Annotated in this window: 16 protein-coding genes; all 16 read left to right on the forward strand. The window is 49.8% G+C overall.

Annotation, left to right across the window (positions count from 1 at the left end; genetic code table 11):
* Positions 1 to 7 precede the first annotated feature (7 nt).
* Positions 8 to 1,942 (forward strand): type II secretion system secretin GspD, encoded by a 1,935-nt coding sequence (gspD, locus tag HZB62_00390; GenBank protein ID MBI5073623.1) that lies wholly within the window; start codon positions 8 to 10, stop codon positions 1,940 to 1,942.
* The gene (gene gspE, locus HZB62_00395) at positions 1,939 to 3,462 is read left to right on the forward strand and encodes a type II secretion system ATPase GspE (GenBank protein ID MBI5073624.1); all 1,524 of its coding nucleotides are present in this window, start codon (positions 1,939 to 1,941) and stop codon (positions 3,460 to 3,462) included. Before gspD ends, gspE begins: the two co-directional genes overlap by 4 nt.
* Positions 3,449 to 4,612 carry a type II secretion system F family protein gene (locus HZB62_00400; GenBank protein MBI5073625.1) on the forward strand — a complete coding sequence of 388 codons (1,164 nt, stop codon included), beginning with the start codon at positions 3,449 to 3,451 and terminating at the stop codon, positions 4,610 to 4,612. Before gspE ends, HZB62_00400 begins: the two co-directional genes overlap by 14 nt.
* Positions 4,613 to 4,622: 10 nt before the next feature.
* Positions 4,623 to 5,138 (forward strand): type II secretion system major pseudopilin GspG, encoded by a 516-nt coding sequence (gene gspG / locus HZB62_00405; GenBank protein MBI5073626.1) that lies wholly within the window; start codon positions 4,623 to 4,625, stop codon positions 5,136 to 5,138.
* 142 nt (positions 5,139 to 5,280) lie between these two features.
* Positions 5,281 to 5,742 carry a prepilin-type N-terminal cleavage/methylation domain-containing protein gene (locus HZB62_00410; GenBank protein ID MBI5073627.1) on the forward strand — a complete coding sequence of 154 codons (462 nt, stop codon included), beginning with the start codon at positions 5,281 to 5,283 and terminating at the stop codon, positions 5,740 to 5,742.
* Complete coding sequence (locus HZB62_00415; GenBank protein MBI5073628.1) at positions 5,735 to 6,058, forward strand: type II secretion system protein; 324 nt, start codon at positions 5,735 to 5,737, stop codon at positions 6,056 to 6,058. The genes HZB62_00410 and HZB62_00415 overlap by 8 nt, the downstream gene beginning before the upstream one ends.
* A complete protein-coding gene (locus HZB62_00420) occupies positions 6,059 to 6,649 on the forward strand; it encodes a prepilin-type N-terminal cleavage/methylation domain-containing protein (GenBank protein ID MBI5073629.1) in 591 nt (196 codons plus the stop codon).
* The gene (locus tag HZB62_00425; protein ID MBI5073630.1) at positions 6,639 to 7,499 is read left to right on the forward strand and encodes a general secretion pathway protein GspK; all 861 of its coding nucleotides are present in this window, start codon (positions 6,639 to 6,641) and stop codon (positions 7,497 to 7,499) included. The genes HZB62_00420 and HZB62_00425 overlap by 11 nt, the downstream gene beginning before the upstream one ends.
* Positions 7,499 to 8,470 (forward strand): hypothetical protein, encoded by a 972-nt coding sequence (locus tag HZB62_00430; protein MBI5073631.1) that lies wholly within the window; start codon positions 7,499 to 7,501, stop codon positions 8,468 to 8,470. Before HZB62_00425 ends, HZB62_00430 begins: the two co-directional genes overlap by 1 nt.
* Positions 8,463 to 8,957: a hypothetical protein gene (locus tag HZB62_00435; GenBank protein MBI5073632.1), complete on the forward strand. Its 495-nt coding sequence runs from the start codon at positions 8,463 to 8,465 to the stop codon at positions 8,955 to 8,957. Before HZB62_00430 ends, HZB62_00435 begins: the two co-directional genes overlap by 8 nt.
* Positions 8,954 to 9,703, forward strand: a complete 750-nt coding sequence (gene gspN, locus HZB62_00440; GenBank protein MBI5073633.1) for a type II secretion system protein GspN — start codon at positions 8,954 to 8,956, stop codon at positions 9,701 to 9,703. The genes HZB62_00435 and gspN overlap by 4 nt, the downstream gene beginning before the upstream one ends.
* A 155-nt stretch (positions 9,704 to 9,858) precedes the next feature.
* A complete protein-coding gene (gene aroC / locus HZB62_00445; GenBank protein ID MBI5073634.1) occupies positions 9,859 to 11,052 on the forward strand; it encodes a chorismate synthase in 1,194 nt (397 codons plus the stop codon).
* A gap of 104 nt (positions 11,053 to 11,156) precedes the next feature.
* Positions 11,157 to 11,669 (forward strand): shikimate kinase, encoded by a 513-nt coding sequence (locus HZB62_00450; GenBank protein ID MBI5073635.1) that lies wholly within the window; start codon positions 11,157 to 11,159, stop codon positions 11,667 to 11,669.
* Complete coding sequence (locus tag HZB62_00455; protein ID MBI5073636.1) at positions 11,657 to 12,748, forward strand: 3-dehydroquinate synthase; 1,092 nt, start codon at positions 11,657 to 11,659, stop codon at positions 12,746 to 12,748. Before HZB62_00450 ends, HZB62_00455 begins: the two co-directional genes overlap by 13 nt.
* Before the next feature lie 185 nt (positions 12,749 to 12,933).
* Positions 12,934 to 14,328, forward strand: coding sequence for a sensor domain-containing diguanylate cyclase (locus HZB62_00460; GenBank protein MBI5073637.1), 1,395 nt, complete (start codon positions 12,934 to 12,936; stop codon positions 14,326 to 14,328).
* A 60-nt stretch (positions 14,329 to 14,388) separates the two neighbouring features.
* Positions 14,389 to 16,995 carry a CBS domain-containing protein gene (locus HZB62_00465; protein ID MBI5073638.1) on the forward strand — a complete coding sequence of 869 codons (2,607 nt, stop codon included), beginning with the start codon at positions 14,389 to 14,391 and terminating at the stop codon, positions 16,993 to 16,995.
* The last annotated feature ends 59 nt before the right edge of the window (positions 16,996 to 17,054 follow it).

The raw sequence follows: 17,054 nt of genomic DNA on the forward strand, positions 1-17,054 counted from the left end.
GGCTATTGTGAAGAAAATAGGTATAAATGTAAATCCCATTTCCAGACTGTTAATGGGTCTTCTTGTTGTTTTTCTGCTGATATCGGTTGTGTCTGCCGAAACGAAGAAAAACCTGATAGCAGTGAACCTGCAGGATGTTGAGCTTCCCAATGTGGTCAAGTTCATCAGCGAGGTGACAGGCAGGAACTTCATATTCGATGAGACGCTGAAGGGCAGGATAACGATAATGGCGCCCTCAAAGATATCGGCTGACGAGGCTTTTTCGCTCTTCACCTCTGTCCTCAACCTGAAAGGCTATACCCTGATACCGGGACCCGGCAGCATGCTGAAGATAGTCCCTGTCGGTCAGGCAAGGGCGCTCTCTCCCGAGGCTGCCGAGGGTAAGGCCACAGACGCATATATAACCAAGCTTATACCTCTCAGCCACATAAGCGCTGAAAATGCACTGAAGTTCTTTCAGCCGCTTATCTCAAAGGACGGTCATATCTCGGTTTTTGGGACAGGCAATTACCTGCTGCTTGTAGAAAATGCGCTGAATATCCAGAGGATCGAGCATATTCTCTCTTTTGTGGACCAGCCCCTTGTGAAGGATGATCCTGAGATATACCAGATTAAGAACGGTGTGGCAGAAGATATGGCAAAGACGATCAACGAGTCGCTGCAGAAAAAGGACAAGGCCGGGATCGGCGGAGATGAGATACGGGTCATGGCAGACGCCAGGCTCAATGCCCTTATCCTGATCGGCTCGAACTATGCCAAAGAATCGATAAAGAAACTTGTTGCCCTCCTTGATATTGCCCAGAAAGATACGACAGGCAACATAAAGGTCTATTTCCTTGAGAATGCCGATGCTGTTGAGCTTGCAAAAGTGTTGGACAGCGTTGTAAAGGGTATAGAGGAAAAGGCAAAGCAGCCTCAGGAGATGAAGGGCAAAGTGACCATAACAGCGGACAAGGCGACGAACTCGCTCATCGTCAATGCACCAGCAGGGCTTTACCAGAATCTGCTGGGAATTATAAAGGACCTGGACAAACGGCGCAAACAGGTTTACGTGGAGGCCATGATCGTGGAGGCGTCCCTGGACAAGCTGAAAGAACTCGGCTCCAAGTGGCGCACCATAGCGCGTAACAATGGCGAGGGGGTAGTTGCCGGGTTCGGAACGATGGACAGCAATTCCATGCTTGAAATAATCAACGGGTTGGCAGGTATATCCGTCGGCGGCATGGGCAACTTTTTCAGTGTGCCGGTTACGGATGGGACGACCACGACCAATCTGACCATCCCAGGATTTTCAGCCCTTTTCAGCGTTAATGAGTTCAGGGATGCGGTGAATGTGCTTTCGACGCCGCAGATACTCACCTCTGACAATAAAGAAGCCGAGATCATCGTCGGCGAAAACGTGCCGTTCATATCCAAGAGAGAGACGAACACCACGGGCACAGCAACGGGCAGTCTTTTCAATGTGATCGAGCGGAAAGACGTGGGCATTATGCTCAAGCTGACGCCGCAGATAACCGAGGGGGAGTATGTCAAGCTCGACCTGTATCAGGAGATCTCCTCCCTGAAGCAGGAGACCAATGTCCGTATTCTGACCGAGGTCGGCCCGACCACCACAAAGCGTTCGACCAAGACTTCGGTTGTGGTCAGAGACAATCAGACAGTAGTAATAAGCGGCCTCATGCAGGAAAAGGGCGAGGAGATCATTACCAAGGTCCCGGGGCTGGGCGATATACCGTATCTGGGATATCTTTTTAAGTTCAAGTCCGTAAACAAGACAAAGACGAACCTGGTCATATTCCTGACACCGCATATCATAAGGGATTCTGCTGACCTTGCGGCTCTCTCAGAGAGGAAGAAGGCTGATTTTACCCGGCAGATGTTTGATGACAAGTCGAGCCTCAAAGAGCCGGGTGAGCCTGACCTGAAGGTGAAGGATCAGTGAACCCGGAAATCACCTCCCTTCAGATCTCTGATATTGATGTCAGTCTGCTGAAGGAAGTCCCCTTTGAATTTGCGAGAAACAACCGGTTTCTTGTGTACAAAAAGGAAGACAACCTCTTATTCGGCCTGGTCTGTGATGATAACGGCAGACTTGCCCTTCGCGACATGGCAAAGGACCTCGGTATGGAGTTTGATCACCGCTTCTGCCCTGAGGAGACGCTCCTGAGCCTGCTTAACCAGGCTTATAGCCTTGTCCCGTCGGCTCAAACCGTCATGGGCGAGATCTCCGGGGAAGACCTTAAGATGTTTTCGCAGTCAGCCGACCTGCCCAAAGACCTCCTTGAACTGAAAGACGAAGCGCCGGTAATAAAACTGCTCAATGCGCTTTTTCTCGAGGCAGTGAAAGAGAGGGCAAGCGATATCCATATTGAGCCTTACGAGCGGGAGCTTGAAGTGAGGTTCAGGATAGACGGCATACTGAAAAAGCTGATCACCCCGCCGAAGATTATTCAGGATGCCCTTATCTCACGCATCAAGGTCCTGGCCAACCTCGATATTGCTGAAAAGAGGCTCCCTCAGGACGGGAGGATACGCCTTATCGTTGGAGGCAAGGACATTGACATAAGGGTCTCTATAATACCCACCTTTTTTGGTGAGCGGGCTGTATTGAGGATATTGGACAGAATGAAGGGTGTGATGAGCCTTGAGGAACTTGGTCTCGGCGAGAGCAGGATGCCGCAGTTTACGTCCGTGCTTTCCCGATCAAACGGCATACTGCTCGTAACAGGTCCCACCGGTTCAGGAAAGACAACGACTCTTTACGGCAGTCTGCTCAAGATATACAGCGAGGAGAAGAATATCATCACGATCGAGGACCCTGTTGAATATCAGATAAAAGGCGTGGGACAGATCCAGGTGAACTCGAAAATAAATCTGAATTTCGCCACAGGCCTCAGGTCCGTACTCAGGCAGGACCCTGATATCATAATGGTCGGCGAGATCCGGGACAGGGAGACTGCAGAGATCGCCATACAGGCCTCACTCACCGGCCACCTGGTCCTCTCTACGCTTCATACCAACGACTCGGCCTCGGCAGTCACGAGGCTTGTGGATATGGAGATCGAACCGTTTCTGGTGGCCTCGTCACTCTCTGGTGTGCTCGCACAGAGGCTCGTGAGAAAGGTGTGCGATTCCTGTAAAACGCCGGTGGCTCTCAGTCCCGGAGAGAGGTCAGAGTTCCCTGCATTGAAAGAGGTTGAGACGGTTTATAGGGGCAAGGGCTGTGCGGAATGCGGGGGCAAGGGCTACCTGGGCAGGACAGGCATATTTGAGTTTCTCTCGATAGACGAAGAGATAAAAGATCTGATCCTTGCCAAAAAGGATGCCAGAAGTATTAAACAGAGAGCGATCCAAAAAGGTATGGCAACGCTGATGGATGACGGTATCAGCAAGGTGAAGGGCGGAATTACTACCCTCGAAGAAGTGCTCAGGGTGACGAACCAGGATTATGCCGAATTTTAAATATCTCGCTTACAATACCAAAGGCAGGGAGATAAGCGGAAAGACCTTCTCGCGCGACGAAAATGAAGCTATAGCTGACCTCAGGGAAAAGGGTCTGTATGTAAAGGAGATCGGGAAGGATGAGAAAACGGGTTTCAGGCTCGAAAAGGGTCTCGGCATTTCCGATATCTTCATTAACCTTTCTGCGATGATATCCTCCGGCGTGCTGGTGCCTGCTGCGGTCCAGTCGATCACCGGAGAAACCGCAGGAACTGTAAAAAAGGTTATGGAGGATGTTTACAACAATGTTGTGAAGGGTCTCAGCCTTTCCGGCGCCATGGAGCTGCGAAAGGATTTTTTCCCTCAGTATGCAGCGTCTATGGTGAGGGCAGGTGAAGAGTCAGGAAGATTGGATACTGTGCTTGCGAGCCTTGCCGGTTTTTTGGAGAGGGAGAAGGAACTGAAGGACAAGGTCAGATCTGCCCTTATATACCCGGCCTTTATGGTTACGGTCTCCATGCTGCTGATATTCTTTGTTTTTGTATTTGTCTTTCCCCGGGTGACCGGGATATTCATGGACCAGAAGATACCTCTGCCCTTTATAACCCGGATATTCATGGGACTCAGTAATGTTCTCTACGGGTACTGGTACCTGCTGATCACCGCTGCCATAGCTGCATTTATTTCAGGCAGGGTCTATTATCGGAGAAACACGATGCATCTATCAAAAAAACTCTTTTTTTCTCCGTTCCGGTCATTCAGAAACCTCTATATTTCCAGGTGGTGCAGAGTGCTGAGTCTTCTCCTCTCAGGAGGGGTACCGATAATAAAGGCGCTCGAGTATTCGAGGGACGTCTCAGGCAGCGAGTACCTCGTCTCGGAGATAGACAGGATCGGCAGCGAAGTCAAAGAGGGCAAAAAACTGTCAGACCTCGCACTTTTTCTTCCTCCAACGTATCTCCAGCTGGTGATCACCGGCGAGAAGACCGGCGGGCTTGAGGGCTCGCTCGAAAGAATAGCAGACATGGCGGAAAGGGATTTCAGAAAATCTGTTGATAACTTCCTTCGGGTGCTTGAACCATCGATCATCCTGGTGATGGGTGCAGTTGTGGGCTTTATGGTGATCTCCATTCTCCTGCCCATATTCCAGATGAACCAGATAATCAAATAAGGAGATGAATATGAGGATAAACAGTCTTAAGGAAGTTGCTGGTTGCGAGTTGCGGGTTACACGTTTTTTCAAACCCCTAATCCCCAACCCCCAGTCCCTGACTCCCAGGGGCTTTACGCTTATCGAGGTGCTGGTTGTGGTATTCATCCTCGGCATTTTAGCCGCTCTTGTTGCGCCAAAGATGCTCGGTCGCACTGACGACGCCAAGATAGCGGAGACCAGGCTGCAGATGAAGAACCTTGAGACTGCCCTGAAGCTCTATAAGCTTGACAACGGGCTGTATCCCACAACGGATCAGGGGCTCGATGCCCTCATCACAAAACCCGCAGCAGAACCGATACCGAAAAAATATAAAGACGACGGGTACCTGGAGAAGAATAAAATACCGAAGGATGCCTGGGGGAATCCCTATCTTTACCTGTCTCCCGGGAGCCATGGCGACTTTGACATGATCTCCTACGGCTCTGACGGAAAGCCGGGAGGAGAAGGCAAGGACGCTGACATAAAAAACTGGGAGCTGGACTGATACGGACCTGTATTCAATATGATAGTAAGAGTCTCAAAATTATAACTACATCAATTTATAAAATCCCTCCTGCCCTCCCTTTGTCAAAGGGAGGAATCAGTGACCCCTCTTTGGCAAAGAGGGGCGAGGGGAGATTTGTCCTATGAGAGGGTTTACCTTATTAGAACTGCTTGTTGTCCTGTTCATTATTACGACCACTGCCTTCATGATATTCCCGAGCATCTGGGGCCAACTGATAAAGGACGATACGGTCACGCTTGCCTCAGCCCTGACGAATGTCAGGAAAGAGGCTGTTGCTGCGAGAAAAGAGATATTCTTCATTGTTGATTTTAAGGAACGGCAGTTCAGGATCAGCGGCGCAAGGGGCGAGGTGAAAGACAAGCCCAGGATCATCGATATGCATGAGGGAGAGACATGGGAGGTCCTTATCCCCTCGAAGGGAGTCATAAAAGAAGGTCAGGTGATCGTTGCCTTCAGCCCTTCTGTACAGGAAGAGCTTATTGCGTTTTATCTTACCAAGAATGGGAAAGAGACGACGATCATACTTAATAACCTGTCAGGAGAATTGGAGATAGAAGAAGGCAGAAGGATGTTCGATGAGTAAGAAGAAGGGTTTTACCCTCATCGAGGTCCTTGTCTCACTTGCTATTGTAAGCGGGGTATTTCTGCTGGTACTCACCTCGTTTTCCTATCATATTGATATCTTCGGCAGAAAGAAGGACAGCCTCAGGCTTGTACTGCAGGCAAAGGAAAACCTCTATCGTTACCGGACCGGGAAGCTCACAGAGCTCGCAGGCTCAAAAGACGGTATAGAGTACGAGATAAAAACAGAAGACATGCAATATCACCTCAAGAGGGTCACCTCGGTGGCCAGGTCGGGCAGGGATGAGGCTTCGCTCCTTGTGTACATGAGGCAATAAGTGGAGGTTGGCAACAGAAACGGCTTCACCCTGATCGAGATCCTCGTGGCCCTTGCCTTAGCCGCTGTGGTGATAGGGTCGGCGTACACGCTTCTCTTTACCGTAAAGAAAGGTACAGCAGGCGTATATGAAAAGATGCGGGAGAAGGAGCAGGCCTTTAATCTGTTAAGCATGATCAGAAAAGAGGTTGAGAGTATATACTATGTCAGGAACACGGACTACACGGGCATTAAGATAGAAGAGAAGGACTTTTACGGCAAGCCTGCCTCGCGGCTTACGTTTACCTGTTTTTTCAGGGACGGGATAAAGGTGATCAGTTATGCTGTGGCGGAAGACAGGGAGGGCAGGCTGAATCTCATAAAGACGATCGCGGATGTCATAAAGGGCGGGCAGCCTATAACCATAACCGTGCTTAAGGATGTTGAGGGTTTCAGCGCACAGGTGCTGGACGAGGGATACGACAAGGTATATGATTCTACAAAACTTAAGAAGGTGCCGAAAGACGTGAAGATAACGCTCATATTGAAGGGAGTCAAAGGGGGCGAGGCATTTTCGCAGATATGCTCCCTCATGCTGAACGATGCGCTCTGAGAAAGGCTATGTCCTTGTCATCGTGCTGCTGATACTGGCAGTAACTACGGCTGCGGTAATTCATTTTGCCGGGACCGTGTATGGATATGTAAATACGGCCAATAACTTCAATGAGTCAGAAAGGATGTCGCTGCTGCTCAAGTCCGCGTACCTCCTTATGGCAGAAAAGGCGGTTGAGCTTTCATCGCAGGTCAATTTCAGCGCTCAAAGGGAGATCGCTCTTGAAGAGAAGATCGAGGATACGACCGTCGGGCTCCATCTCGAAGACAATAACAGCAAGTTCAATGTAAATTCGCTTGTTTTTGAAAACGGACTGGTGAACGGGGAGGGCTACAATGTCTTTAAAAGGCTATGCAGGGAACTCAAAATAAATGAAGAGTATGCCGACAGACTCGTGGACTATATTGACCCTGATAAAATCCCGAGGGTACCGGGCGGCGAGGACAGGGCCAAGAATTATATTCTTTTTTCGCTCTCTGAATTGGGTTATATCTTCCCGGATGATGTTGTACAGACAGTAACGCCTTATCTTACGGTCTTCGGTCCAAAAAAGATAAATATAAACACGGCAGAGCTTCTGCTCTTAAAGGCCCTTCACAAGGATATGACCCTGTCTCTGGCGGAAAATATTATAGCAGCAAGGAAAAACAGCCCCTTTAAAAAACTGGGCGAAGTGTCAAAGGTGCTTGGTGACAAGCTCGTCACTGACATGTCGAATTATATTGACGTGACCAGTAAAAGCTTCACGGTGACAATCAAGGCAGAGCGCAATGATTTGGTAGAGACTGCAGAGGCCGGGTTTGATATGAGCGGGGGCAGAGCAGTGCTAACATACTGGAGGGAACGATAATGGCTTTATGTCTCTACGAGGAAAACAACGGGTTCCGCGTGTACGACGAGGAGACCAAACGCTCCTCTCCTGCTGTGGAAAAGATCGAAGACCTCCTGAAGGTGCTTGTCAAGAACAGGGAGATTAGGCTCTATGTCAGCTTTGACGCCTTCTCAATGCGCAAGAGCGTCCTTCCTCACCTTGAGGGCGACAAGATACGAGAGATACTGCCCTTTGAAATGGAGGGTCTTTTTCTCGCGCCTGCTGCGGAGCTTGTATTTGATTTCTTCCCTCTCGCGCCTGCCGCGAAAGGCACGGAAGGCCTTGTATTCGCGCTCAAAAAGGAGACAGCAGAAAAATATACAGCCCCTTTTATTAGGGCAGGACTGAATCTCATCTCGCTCTCTCCGCTATGGGACAACAGGCTGTCGGAATACGGCATAGATGAAGGACTTTTTTACAGGGCAGCACTTAACCTTGCGTCTGCAGGCCTCACCGGAGAGAAGAAAAAAATCAGGTCAAGGGATGTTTACCGGACGGTTTTCCTGTACACAGCCGCTGTCCTGCTGGTATTCATGACAGGCCTCTCGCTCAGGTATTTCCTTGTTCTGAAAAAAGAGTCAATGATGAAGAAAGAAATGTCAGTGGTGTACGCCAGCCTGTTCCCCGGACAGAAGGTGCCGTCGGACCTCTATTATGGTGTCCAGTCAAAACTGGCCGAAATGAAGCAGAACTACAGGGCATTCAAAGGGATAGATGTGCTGGGGATCCTGAAGTCAGTTTCAGAGAATTCACGGGAAGGGATCAGGGTGAAGGAGATCATCATGGATGGGAACAAGGCCATACTGAAGGGCGAAGCCGCAGACTATGCTTCTGCGGAGCAGTTCAGGAACAGCCTGAAAAAAAGTTTCAGCGAAGTTCAGCTCCTTGAGACAAAAAACATGCCCGACGGCAGATCAGGGTTTGCGATGGAGGTGACCGTACATGAATAAAGAGAAAAAAAAGCTGCTTGTTGCCGCCGGGATCCTTGCCGCATTGTTCGCTGCGGTTCTTTTCCTTCGTGCGGGCGTGAACGATGTCCAAAAAAGGCTCGCTCTCATGGAATCCGTGTACGCCGAGATGACCGGCAATAAGGCCGGGCTTATCGCTCTATCGGAAGAGACCAAGACGCTGAAGGCGAGGGCAGCAGAAAGCAAGAACAGAAACTTTGTATCAGAACTCGAAAAGACCGCTGCCGAATTCGGGCTTTCAAAGAACCTGAAGAAGGTAAGCTTTGTCGCTCACCGGGAGGATGCCCGGCTCAGGGGAGACGACTATGAGCTAACTATCGAGGGCGTGGCGCTCAATACGGCTGTTAACTTCATGTACCGTCTGTCAAATACCGGCGTCCTGCTGAAGATCAAGAAGTGTTCCATAGACGTCAGTTTTGAAAATCCGACCCTTCTCAATATCAGTCTTCTTGTTTCTCACATAACATGAAAAAGATCATCATTATCCTGGCCGCTGTCACACTTACGGCCTTTCTTACGCTCTTTTTTTTTCTTACGCCTTCTCAGATCATCTCTGAGATCAATAAAGCTCAGCAGAAAGTAGTATTAACCGCAGGGGACTCAGGTGGCAACTTTCTGACAGGGTACCATTTCGGGAATGCTGCCCTTGCCGGCAGAGATGGCACGAAGCTTTTGGTCCTCGATGAGGTGAAGCTCGACCTTCAACTTTCTCCACTCATGTTCGGGCGGATAGGGATAGGCGTACAATCAAGAGAGATAACGGCAGCGTTCAAGGTCAGCTTCGACGGCAGCCTGAACGGTGAGGCAAGCTTTAATGGTCTTCCCTTTGATACTGCGGCGTTTATCTCCCCGGCAACTATATCTTTCACCGCGCCGATTTCCGGAAGAGCGACCGTATCAGGCAGGAAGGCCGATATTGAGGTCAAGGCTGATGAGATAATATGGAAAAGACTCTCTGTTTCGGGATTCGATCTGCCTCTGAATATGTTCGAAAAGGGGAAGGGTGCATTGACCGTTGAGCAAGGCAGGATAATCGTCAGATCGCTTGCTTTTGAGGGAGGCAAAGGTTATGCAAGGCTCTCGGGTGAGATACTCAGCGGGCAGCGGCACCTCGCGCTGGAACTTTTTCCGAACGACTGGAATGACTTTATGCTCATACCGCTTGAGCGTTACAAGGTTTCTCCGGGGCAATACAAAATGACACTCAATTTGTGAAAAGAGAAAATAGTGTGTTGTTCCATGGTGATGCATGTCTTATCGACGCACCGTATGCAGGCGTTACATAAGACCTCTATTTACTTTATTCTCATGATTTCAATAACATAGTGATACAAAAAAGTTATCAATAAAGAGAGGGATAAACAGAGGGAATGGCATATCTGAGATTTCTCACATCTGGCGAGTCACACGGGAAGGCCCTTGTTGGGATCATTGACGGCATTCCTTCAGGATTTTCACTGTCCTCAGACGATATTGACCGGGACCTGAAGCGGCGGCAGGGTGGATACGGACGCGGCGGCAGGATGAAGATAGAGACTGACCATGGGGAAATTATTTCTGGCGTAAGATGGGGCAAGACACTGGGGTCCCCGATAGCGCTGCAGATCGTCAATAAGGACTGGGATAATTGGCAGAAGGGCATGTCCGAGCACGAAAGGGATGCGCTTTCCATCCCTTCGGTGATCAAACCCCGTCCTGGTCATGCGGATCTGTCCGGTGCCGTAAAATATGATACGAAAGACGTCCGGAATATCCTGGAACGATCGAGTGCAAGAGAAACCGCCATGCGCGTGGCGCTCGGCGCTATTGCAAAAAGTATACTTTCGGTTTTTGGCGTAGCCGTCGGAAGTTACGTGATTCAGATCGGATCGGCCGGCGTTAAGAAGCAGCAGTGTTCAACGGAAAAACAGCTTTTGGCTCTATTCAGACTTGCAGAAAAATCATCAGTCAGATGCCCTGATAAAGTTGCCTCAGCCAAAATGGTTGCGGCTATTGACAAGGCAATTCAGCATGGCTATTCGCTTGGCGGCCTGTTTACGGTCTTTGTCACAGGGTTGCCGATGGGGCTGGGGAGCCACGTTCAGTGGGACAGAAAGCTCGACGGGCAGCTTGCCCAGGCCATAATGAGTATTCAGGCGATAAAGGGCGTGGAGATAGGCAGCGGCTTTGCCATGGCCGCACTGCCCGGTTCGGAAGTGATGGACGAAATTTATTACCGGAAATCATCAGATCCGGGGATAATGCCATTTTTCAGAAAAACAAATCATGCCGGAGGCATAGAGGGTGGGATGACCAACGGTATGCCGATTACCCTGACTGCTGCCATGAAACCGATCCCGACGTTGCGGAAGCCTCTCGCATCAGTAGACATCATAACCAAACGTCCGCTTGCTGCTGCCTACGAGCGCTCAGACGTATGCGCTGTCCCGGCTGCTGCAGTTGTAGGGGAGGCGATGGCTGCGCTTACTATTGCAGATGCGTTTCTTGGGAAATTCGGCGGAGACAGCAAAAAAGAGATCTTGCGTAATTATAAGAGTTACCTGTCATATATCAGAAATTACTGATAGTATCCTGCTGTCCCAGGCCCCATGTGCTTTGCTTTTTCTTTGGCAGCAATCTAAAATATCAGCAATCGTATGGAATCGAACCGCTCCCATAATATCGTCTTATGATGCAGAATATCGTGCTGGCCGGATTCATGGGAACCGGAAAAAGTGAAGTTGCCAGGGCACTGTCCCGGATCTGCGGCATGAAACTCGTCGATATCGATCGGGAGATCGAAGCGTCCCAGCAGAAATCTATTTCAGAGATCTTTGCACAGCAGGGAGAAGATCAGTTCAGGCAGATCGAGACTGCGGCAATCCGGCAGTCTGCGTCAGAACAGGGAGTTATTATCTCTACAGGGGGTGGAGCTGTCCTGAAAGAGGAAAACGTCAGGGTACTTCAGGAGCATGGTATTATCTTCTGCCTTACAGCAAGCCCTGAAACGATCATGCTCCGTACTGCCGGCAATACTGATCGTCCTTTGCTGCAGTCTGATGACAGACTGGCGAGAATATCCGAACTGTTGAAAGAGAGGCAGCCCTATTATGAAAAGGCGGGAATTATGATTAATACGGAAGGAAAGACCCCTGTTGAGGTAGCTGAAGAGATCGCGGGGAAACTATCATGGACAAGATAAGGGTAGAACTGGGGGAAAGAAGCTATACCATAGCCACGGGCAGCGGCATTTTGAAAGATATAGGAAAAAGTCTTGAACGTTTTGACTTCAGCAAAAAGGCCGCGATCATCAGCAACCCGACTGTGTACGATCTTTACGGTAAAACGCTGGCAGCCTCGCTCTCAGGCTCCGGTTTTGAGATCATGGAGATCATCCTGCCTGATGGAGAGGAATACAAGAATCTGGCATCGGTAGAGAGGATCTATGAACAGCTGCTCAAGATGCGGTTCGACAGAAGGTCTGTGCTGATAGCGCTTGGCGGCGGAGTTATCGGCGACATAACCGGATATGCGGCATCGACCTATATGAGAGGGATCGATTTTATCCAGGTGCCTACCACGCTTCTGGCCCAGGTGGACAGCTCTGTAGGAGGGAAGACCGGCGTTAACCATGCGCTCGGAAAAAATATGATCGGTACATTCTGGCAGCCGCGGCTTGTCTGGGTTGACATCAGCACACTCCATACCCTTTCGCGGAGGAATTTCCTCGCGGGCATGGCCGAAATCATCAAGTATGGCATCATTTGGGACAGTGCTTTTTTTGATTTTCTTGAGAAGAAACGGGAAACCCTTCTCAGTCTTAACCCTGACGACCTTATCCATATTATCAGACGCTCCTGCGAAATTAAGGCTGACGTGGTGTCACGGGATGAACGCGAGTCCGGTCTCAGGGCCATATTGAACTTTGGCCATACCATAGGCCATGCGATCGAGACTGCCACGGGATATACTACATTTCTTCATGGTGAAGCAATTGCCATCGGGATGCATGTTGAGGCAACGATCGCCCATGAGATTGGTCTCATCGGCAGCGAGGAAGTCTCAAGAATACAGCACCTTTTGAAGACCTTCGGCCTTCCGACCGAGATACCCGCAGATATCGATCTTGCCGCAATCTTTGGGGCCATGAAACTGGATAAAAAAACTGTTTCCGGCGATGTGAAGTTCATTCTTCCCGACAAGATAGGCAGGGTCAAAATACAGGGTAATATACCCGAGAAGGCAGTTCAGCAGGCGGTTAATAAGACGTTGACAAAGTAGACAGGCAAATGATACTTCGTCTGCTGTCCGCAAGTCTATTTTCTGTGTTCTTGCCCTTGGTTGTGACACCCAGCATTCCCAGTTTTTGTTTGTTGTCAATAAAGAGAATTGTCCGGTTTTTGTTTTGACACACAGAGCCAAAACTGGGATAATATAGGCTGAAAAATCAAGGTAAATGCGGGCTGATGAAAAAAAAGACCATACTGCTTTTTGTAAAAAACAGATCTGTTATTACTTTTCTTGAAACCTTCTTCAAGCTTTCGGGAAAATACCGCCGGGTGAACTGCGATTCTGCTGACGCGCTGCGCGACGGTCTCGCAAAATTCTCCCCTTCTGCTGTCATTGCGGATAATGCCCTCCTGCCGCTTGTTCCCGCTGTGCAGTCCAAAGTCCCTGTGCTCGCCATGATTGAAGGGGCGCGGGGAAGGGGCATTGCAGCAGCTATTGATCACAAGGCCGATCTTTACCTTCACAAGCCGTTCCTTGACAGGGATCTTGAGCACAAGCTTGCACTGATAATAAAGCTGAAAGAGGAAAACAGAGCGCTCCGGCAGGAGGTGCAGAACCTCCAGACCATCAATGACCTTGTTCAGCTCATATCTTCTACGCGCGATCCTCACGAACTTCTGTACAGGATCGTCAAAAAGATCGCCGAGATCATGCCGGTGACGCGGTGCTCGATCATAAGAATTGACTGGCTCCGCAAGTTTGCCTATGTTGTCGCCAGTTATGAGACACCGAATCTGACCGCCATCAAGCTGAGCCTCAAGAAGTATCCGGAGATCGAAGAGGCGCTGCTCAACAAGAAGCCGGTTGTTATCAGGGATATCATGTCTGATCCGCTTATGGCCCCTGTAAGGGACATTGTCGGGCCTCTCGGTATCCGTTCCATTCTTGTTATGCCGATCATCTTCGAGGAAAAGGTGATCGGCACCCTGTTCCTGAGGACCTCGAGAACATTGCACGAGTTTACCGAGAATGAAGTTCAACTGTTGAGGACCATATCCGATGCCTCTGCAAACACGCTCTACAATGCCTTTCTCTTCTCTCAGGTAGAGGATGAGAAGACCAGGCTTGAGAAGCTTGCCATCACAGACTATCTGACCGGCATTTATAACATCCGTTATTTTTATCACCGCATCATCGAAGAATTCAGCCGCTCGGACAGATACGGTCTGCCGATCAGCTGTCTCATGCTTGACATTGATTTTTTCAAGAAGATCAATGATACGTACGGTCACAAGACCGGCGACGCCGTATTGAAGGAATTTGCCCAGCTGTTGAAACATTTCACCCGCAAGAGCGATGTCCTTGCGCGCTATGGAGGAGAAGAGTTTATCGTCATGCTTCCCCATACTTCCCTTGACGGGACTGTGGCAGAAGCAGAAAGGATCCGCAATGCGATCAAGAACCATAAATTCAAGAGCCTCTCGAACCAGACCGGCATAACTGTAAGCATCGGCATCTCCGTCTTCCCGAGCGCCAGGATCAAAACCCACGATGAGCTCATCTCTGCTGCTGATGATGCCCTGTATGAGGCCAAGAAGAGCGGCAGAGATCGAGTAATTGTTTTTGATTAACCTGTCTTCCCCTGATCGGCGGCACTGTCGAGACCGGAAGCAGGCAATCTAAGCAACGTCATGGATATCATCACCTCTCACCTCAATGCCGATTTTGATTCCCTTGCCTCGATGATCGCAGCAAGAAAGCTTTATCCTGACGCCTTCCTCGCATTCCCGGGGTCTCAGGAGCGCAAGGTCCGGGATTTTATCGAGGTCTTTAATCCTGTTGAGATCAGGAAGCTCAGGGATATTGACCCTGCCGAGATCAGGAGACTTATCATTGTTGATACCAAGCAGCCGGACCGGATCGGCATGTTTGCCGATGTCGCAAAGAACAAGAATGTCCAGGTGCATATCTTTGACCATCACCCCATCGAAGACGGAGACATCCGCGGCAGTGTCGAGCGGATAGAAACCGTGGGGGCAACCACGACGATCTTTGTTGAGCTGCTGAAGGAAAAGGGACTTGCTCCGGACCCCATGGAGGCGACCATCCTTGCCCTGGGTATCTATGAAGAAACAGGCTGTTTTCTCTTTCCTTCCACGACCGAGCGGGACCTCAGTGCAGTCTCCTATCTCATTAAACGGGGCGCCATCCTCAATATCGTATCAGAATACGTTAAGACCGAATTGGCCAAGGAGGAACTGGAGATCCTCAATGAGCTGCTGAAATCCTCCCGGGAACTGGTCATCAAAGGGATACGGGTCATGATCGCAAAAACTTCCCGGGATCCCTATTTCGGTGATGCAGCCCTTCTTGCACACAAGATCATGGACCTGGAAGACATAGACGCTGTTCTTCTGATATTGGGCATGCAGGGAAGGATCATCCTTGTCGGCCGAAGCAGGGCTAAAGAGTTTGATGTTGCGGACCTTTTAAAGGAGTTTGGCGGGGGAGGCCATCATGCTGCGGCATCCGCAACTATTAGGGGCGATTCCCTGGAGACCGTTGAAGAACAGGTTCTCAGGAGGATCCCGGACCATATAAAGCCGGGAAAGGTCGCTGCTGACATAATGACCAGTCCGGTTATTGTGATCCCCTGGGACAGTACGATCAGAGAAGCTGAAGATAGCATGACCAAGTTTGGAGTCAACGTTCTGCCGGTGGTAAAGGATGGTGAATATGCAGGCCTCATATCACGGGAGACGGTCGAAAAAGCTATATTCCACGGGTTCAAGAAGAACCCCATAGCTGATTTCTGTTCAACCGAAAAACTTACTGCAACAGCAGATACCCCTATCAGGGACATCGAGACCATGATGATAGAGCATAACCAGAAATTCATGGCGGTGCTGGAGGGGCAGAGGATCACGGGCGCCATTACCAGGACGGATCTGCTCAGGGTGCTGTATGAGGAATTTCTGAAAAAACGTCGTATTGATAAGGAAGAAACGGCTGATATTCATTTTTCGAGCCGTAACCTTTCCTCATGGCTCAGAGACAGATTCCCTGGCGAGATATTCAGCATCCTGAAGCTCTCCGGTACGGTTGCCGAACAATTGGGATTCAGTGCTTACCTTGTCGGCGGATCGGTGAGGGACCTGCTTCTCGGAAAACAAAACCTTGACCTTGATCTTGTGATCGAGGGCGGCGGCATCAGATTTGCCAATATCCTTGCAGAACAGATCGGCGCAAGGGTCAGGCCCCATCCCAAGTTCGGCACGGCCCAGGTCAAACGGGGCGCATTGCGCATTGATATAGCCACCGCGCGCACGGAATATTATGAGTCGCCTGCAGCCCTTCCCAAGGTCGAAACATCATCAATCAAGAAGGACCTTTACCGCAGGGACTTTACAATCAACACCCTTGCCATCAGGCTTAATCCCAATGATTTCGGCCTGCTCATCGATTTCTTCGGCGGTCAGCGCGATCTGAAAGAAAAGACCATTCGGGTCCTCCATAATCTCAGTTTTGTTGAGGACCCTACCCGTGCATTCCGTGCAATACGGTTCTCTGAGCGGTTCGGGTTCAGACTGAGCAGGCACACGGCATTCCTGATGAGATCAGCCATCGAGATGAATCTTTTTGCCAAACTCTCAGGGGCACGCCTGTACGAGGAGCTTCTTCTCTCCTTTAATGAAACAAATCCCGTGCTTACGTTGAAAAGACTTTCCGATCACGGGCTGCTGAAGGTGATCCACGAGAGGATCATTTTCGACAAGCAACTCGAGAGCGACTTTGAATCCACGGCCGAGACCCTTGCCTGGTATAACCTCCTTTATCTCGACGAAAAGATCGAAAAAGGAATACTGTATCTCATGACACTCCTGTCCCACCTCAATGACCACGAACGTGCTGATGCCCTTGCGCGTCTTTCGACGCCGCCAAAAGCCAGGAACATCATCACAGAGGGCGTGAAGCAGCAGCGGCAGATCCTCGCCGGACTTCCGTCAAAAGATCCTGCAAGCCTTTATCACCTTCTCTCTGAAAGGGAACTGGAAATAATTCTCTTTTCCATGTCTTCCACAAAGGATGCGAGAAAGAAAAAGGACATTTCCCACTTTCTTGTTGAACTCCGAAAGGTCAGGCCGATTCTCAAAGGGAATGATCTGAATGCATTGGGGCTGCCTCAAGGTCCGCTTTACGCGAAGATCCTGCATGAACTTCTCAATGAAAAGCTTGCCGGAAATCTGCCTGCAGCGGAAGATGAGATAGCATTCGTAAGAAATAATTATCTTCGATGAGCGAATCCCGAGTTTTCGGGAAAGAATTTGACGCTGCAAATGAAATCTGATAGGCTTAA

The sequence above is a fragment of the Nitrospirota bacterium genome, from assembly GCA_016214855.1.
In the GTDB taxonomy this organism is placed as follows: Bacteria; Nitrospirota; Thermodesulfovibrionia; order Thermodesulfovibrionales; family UBA6898; genus UBA6898.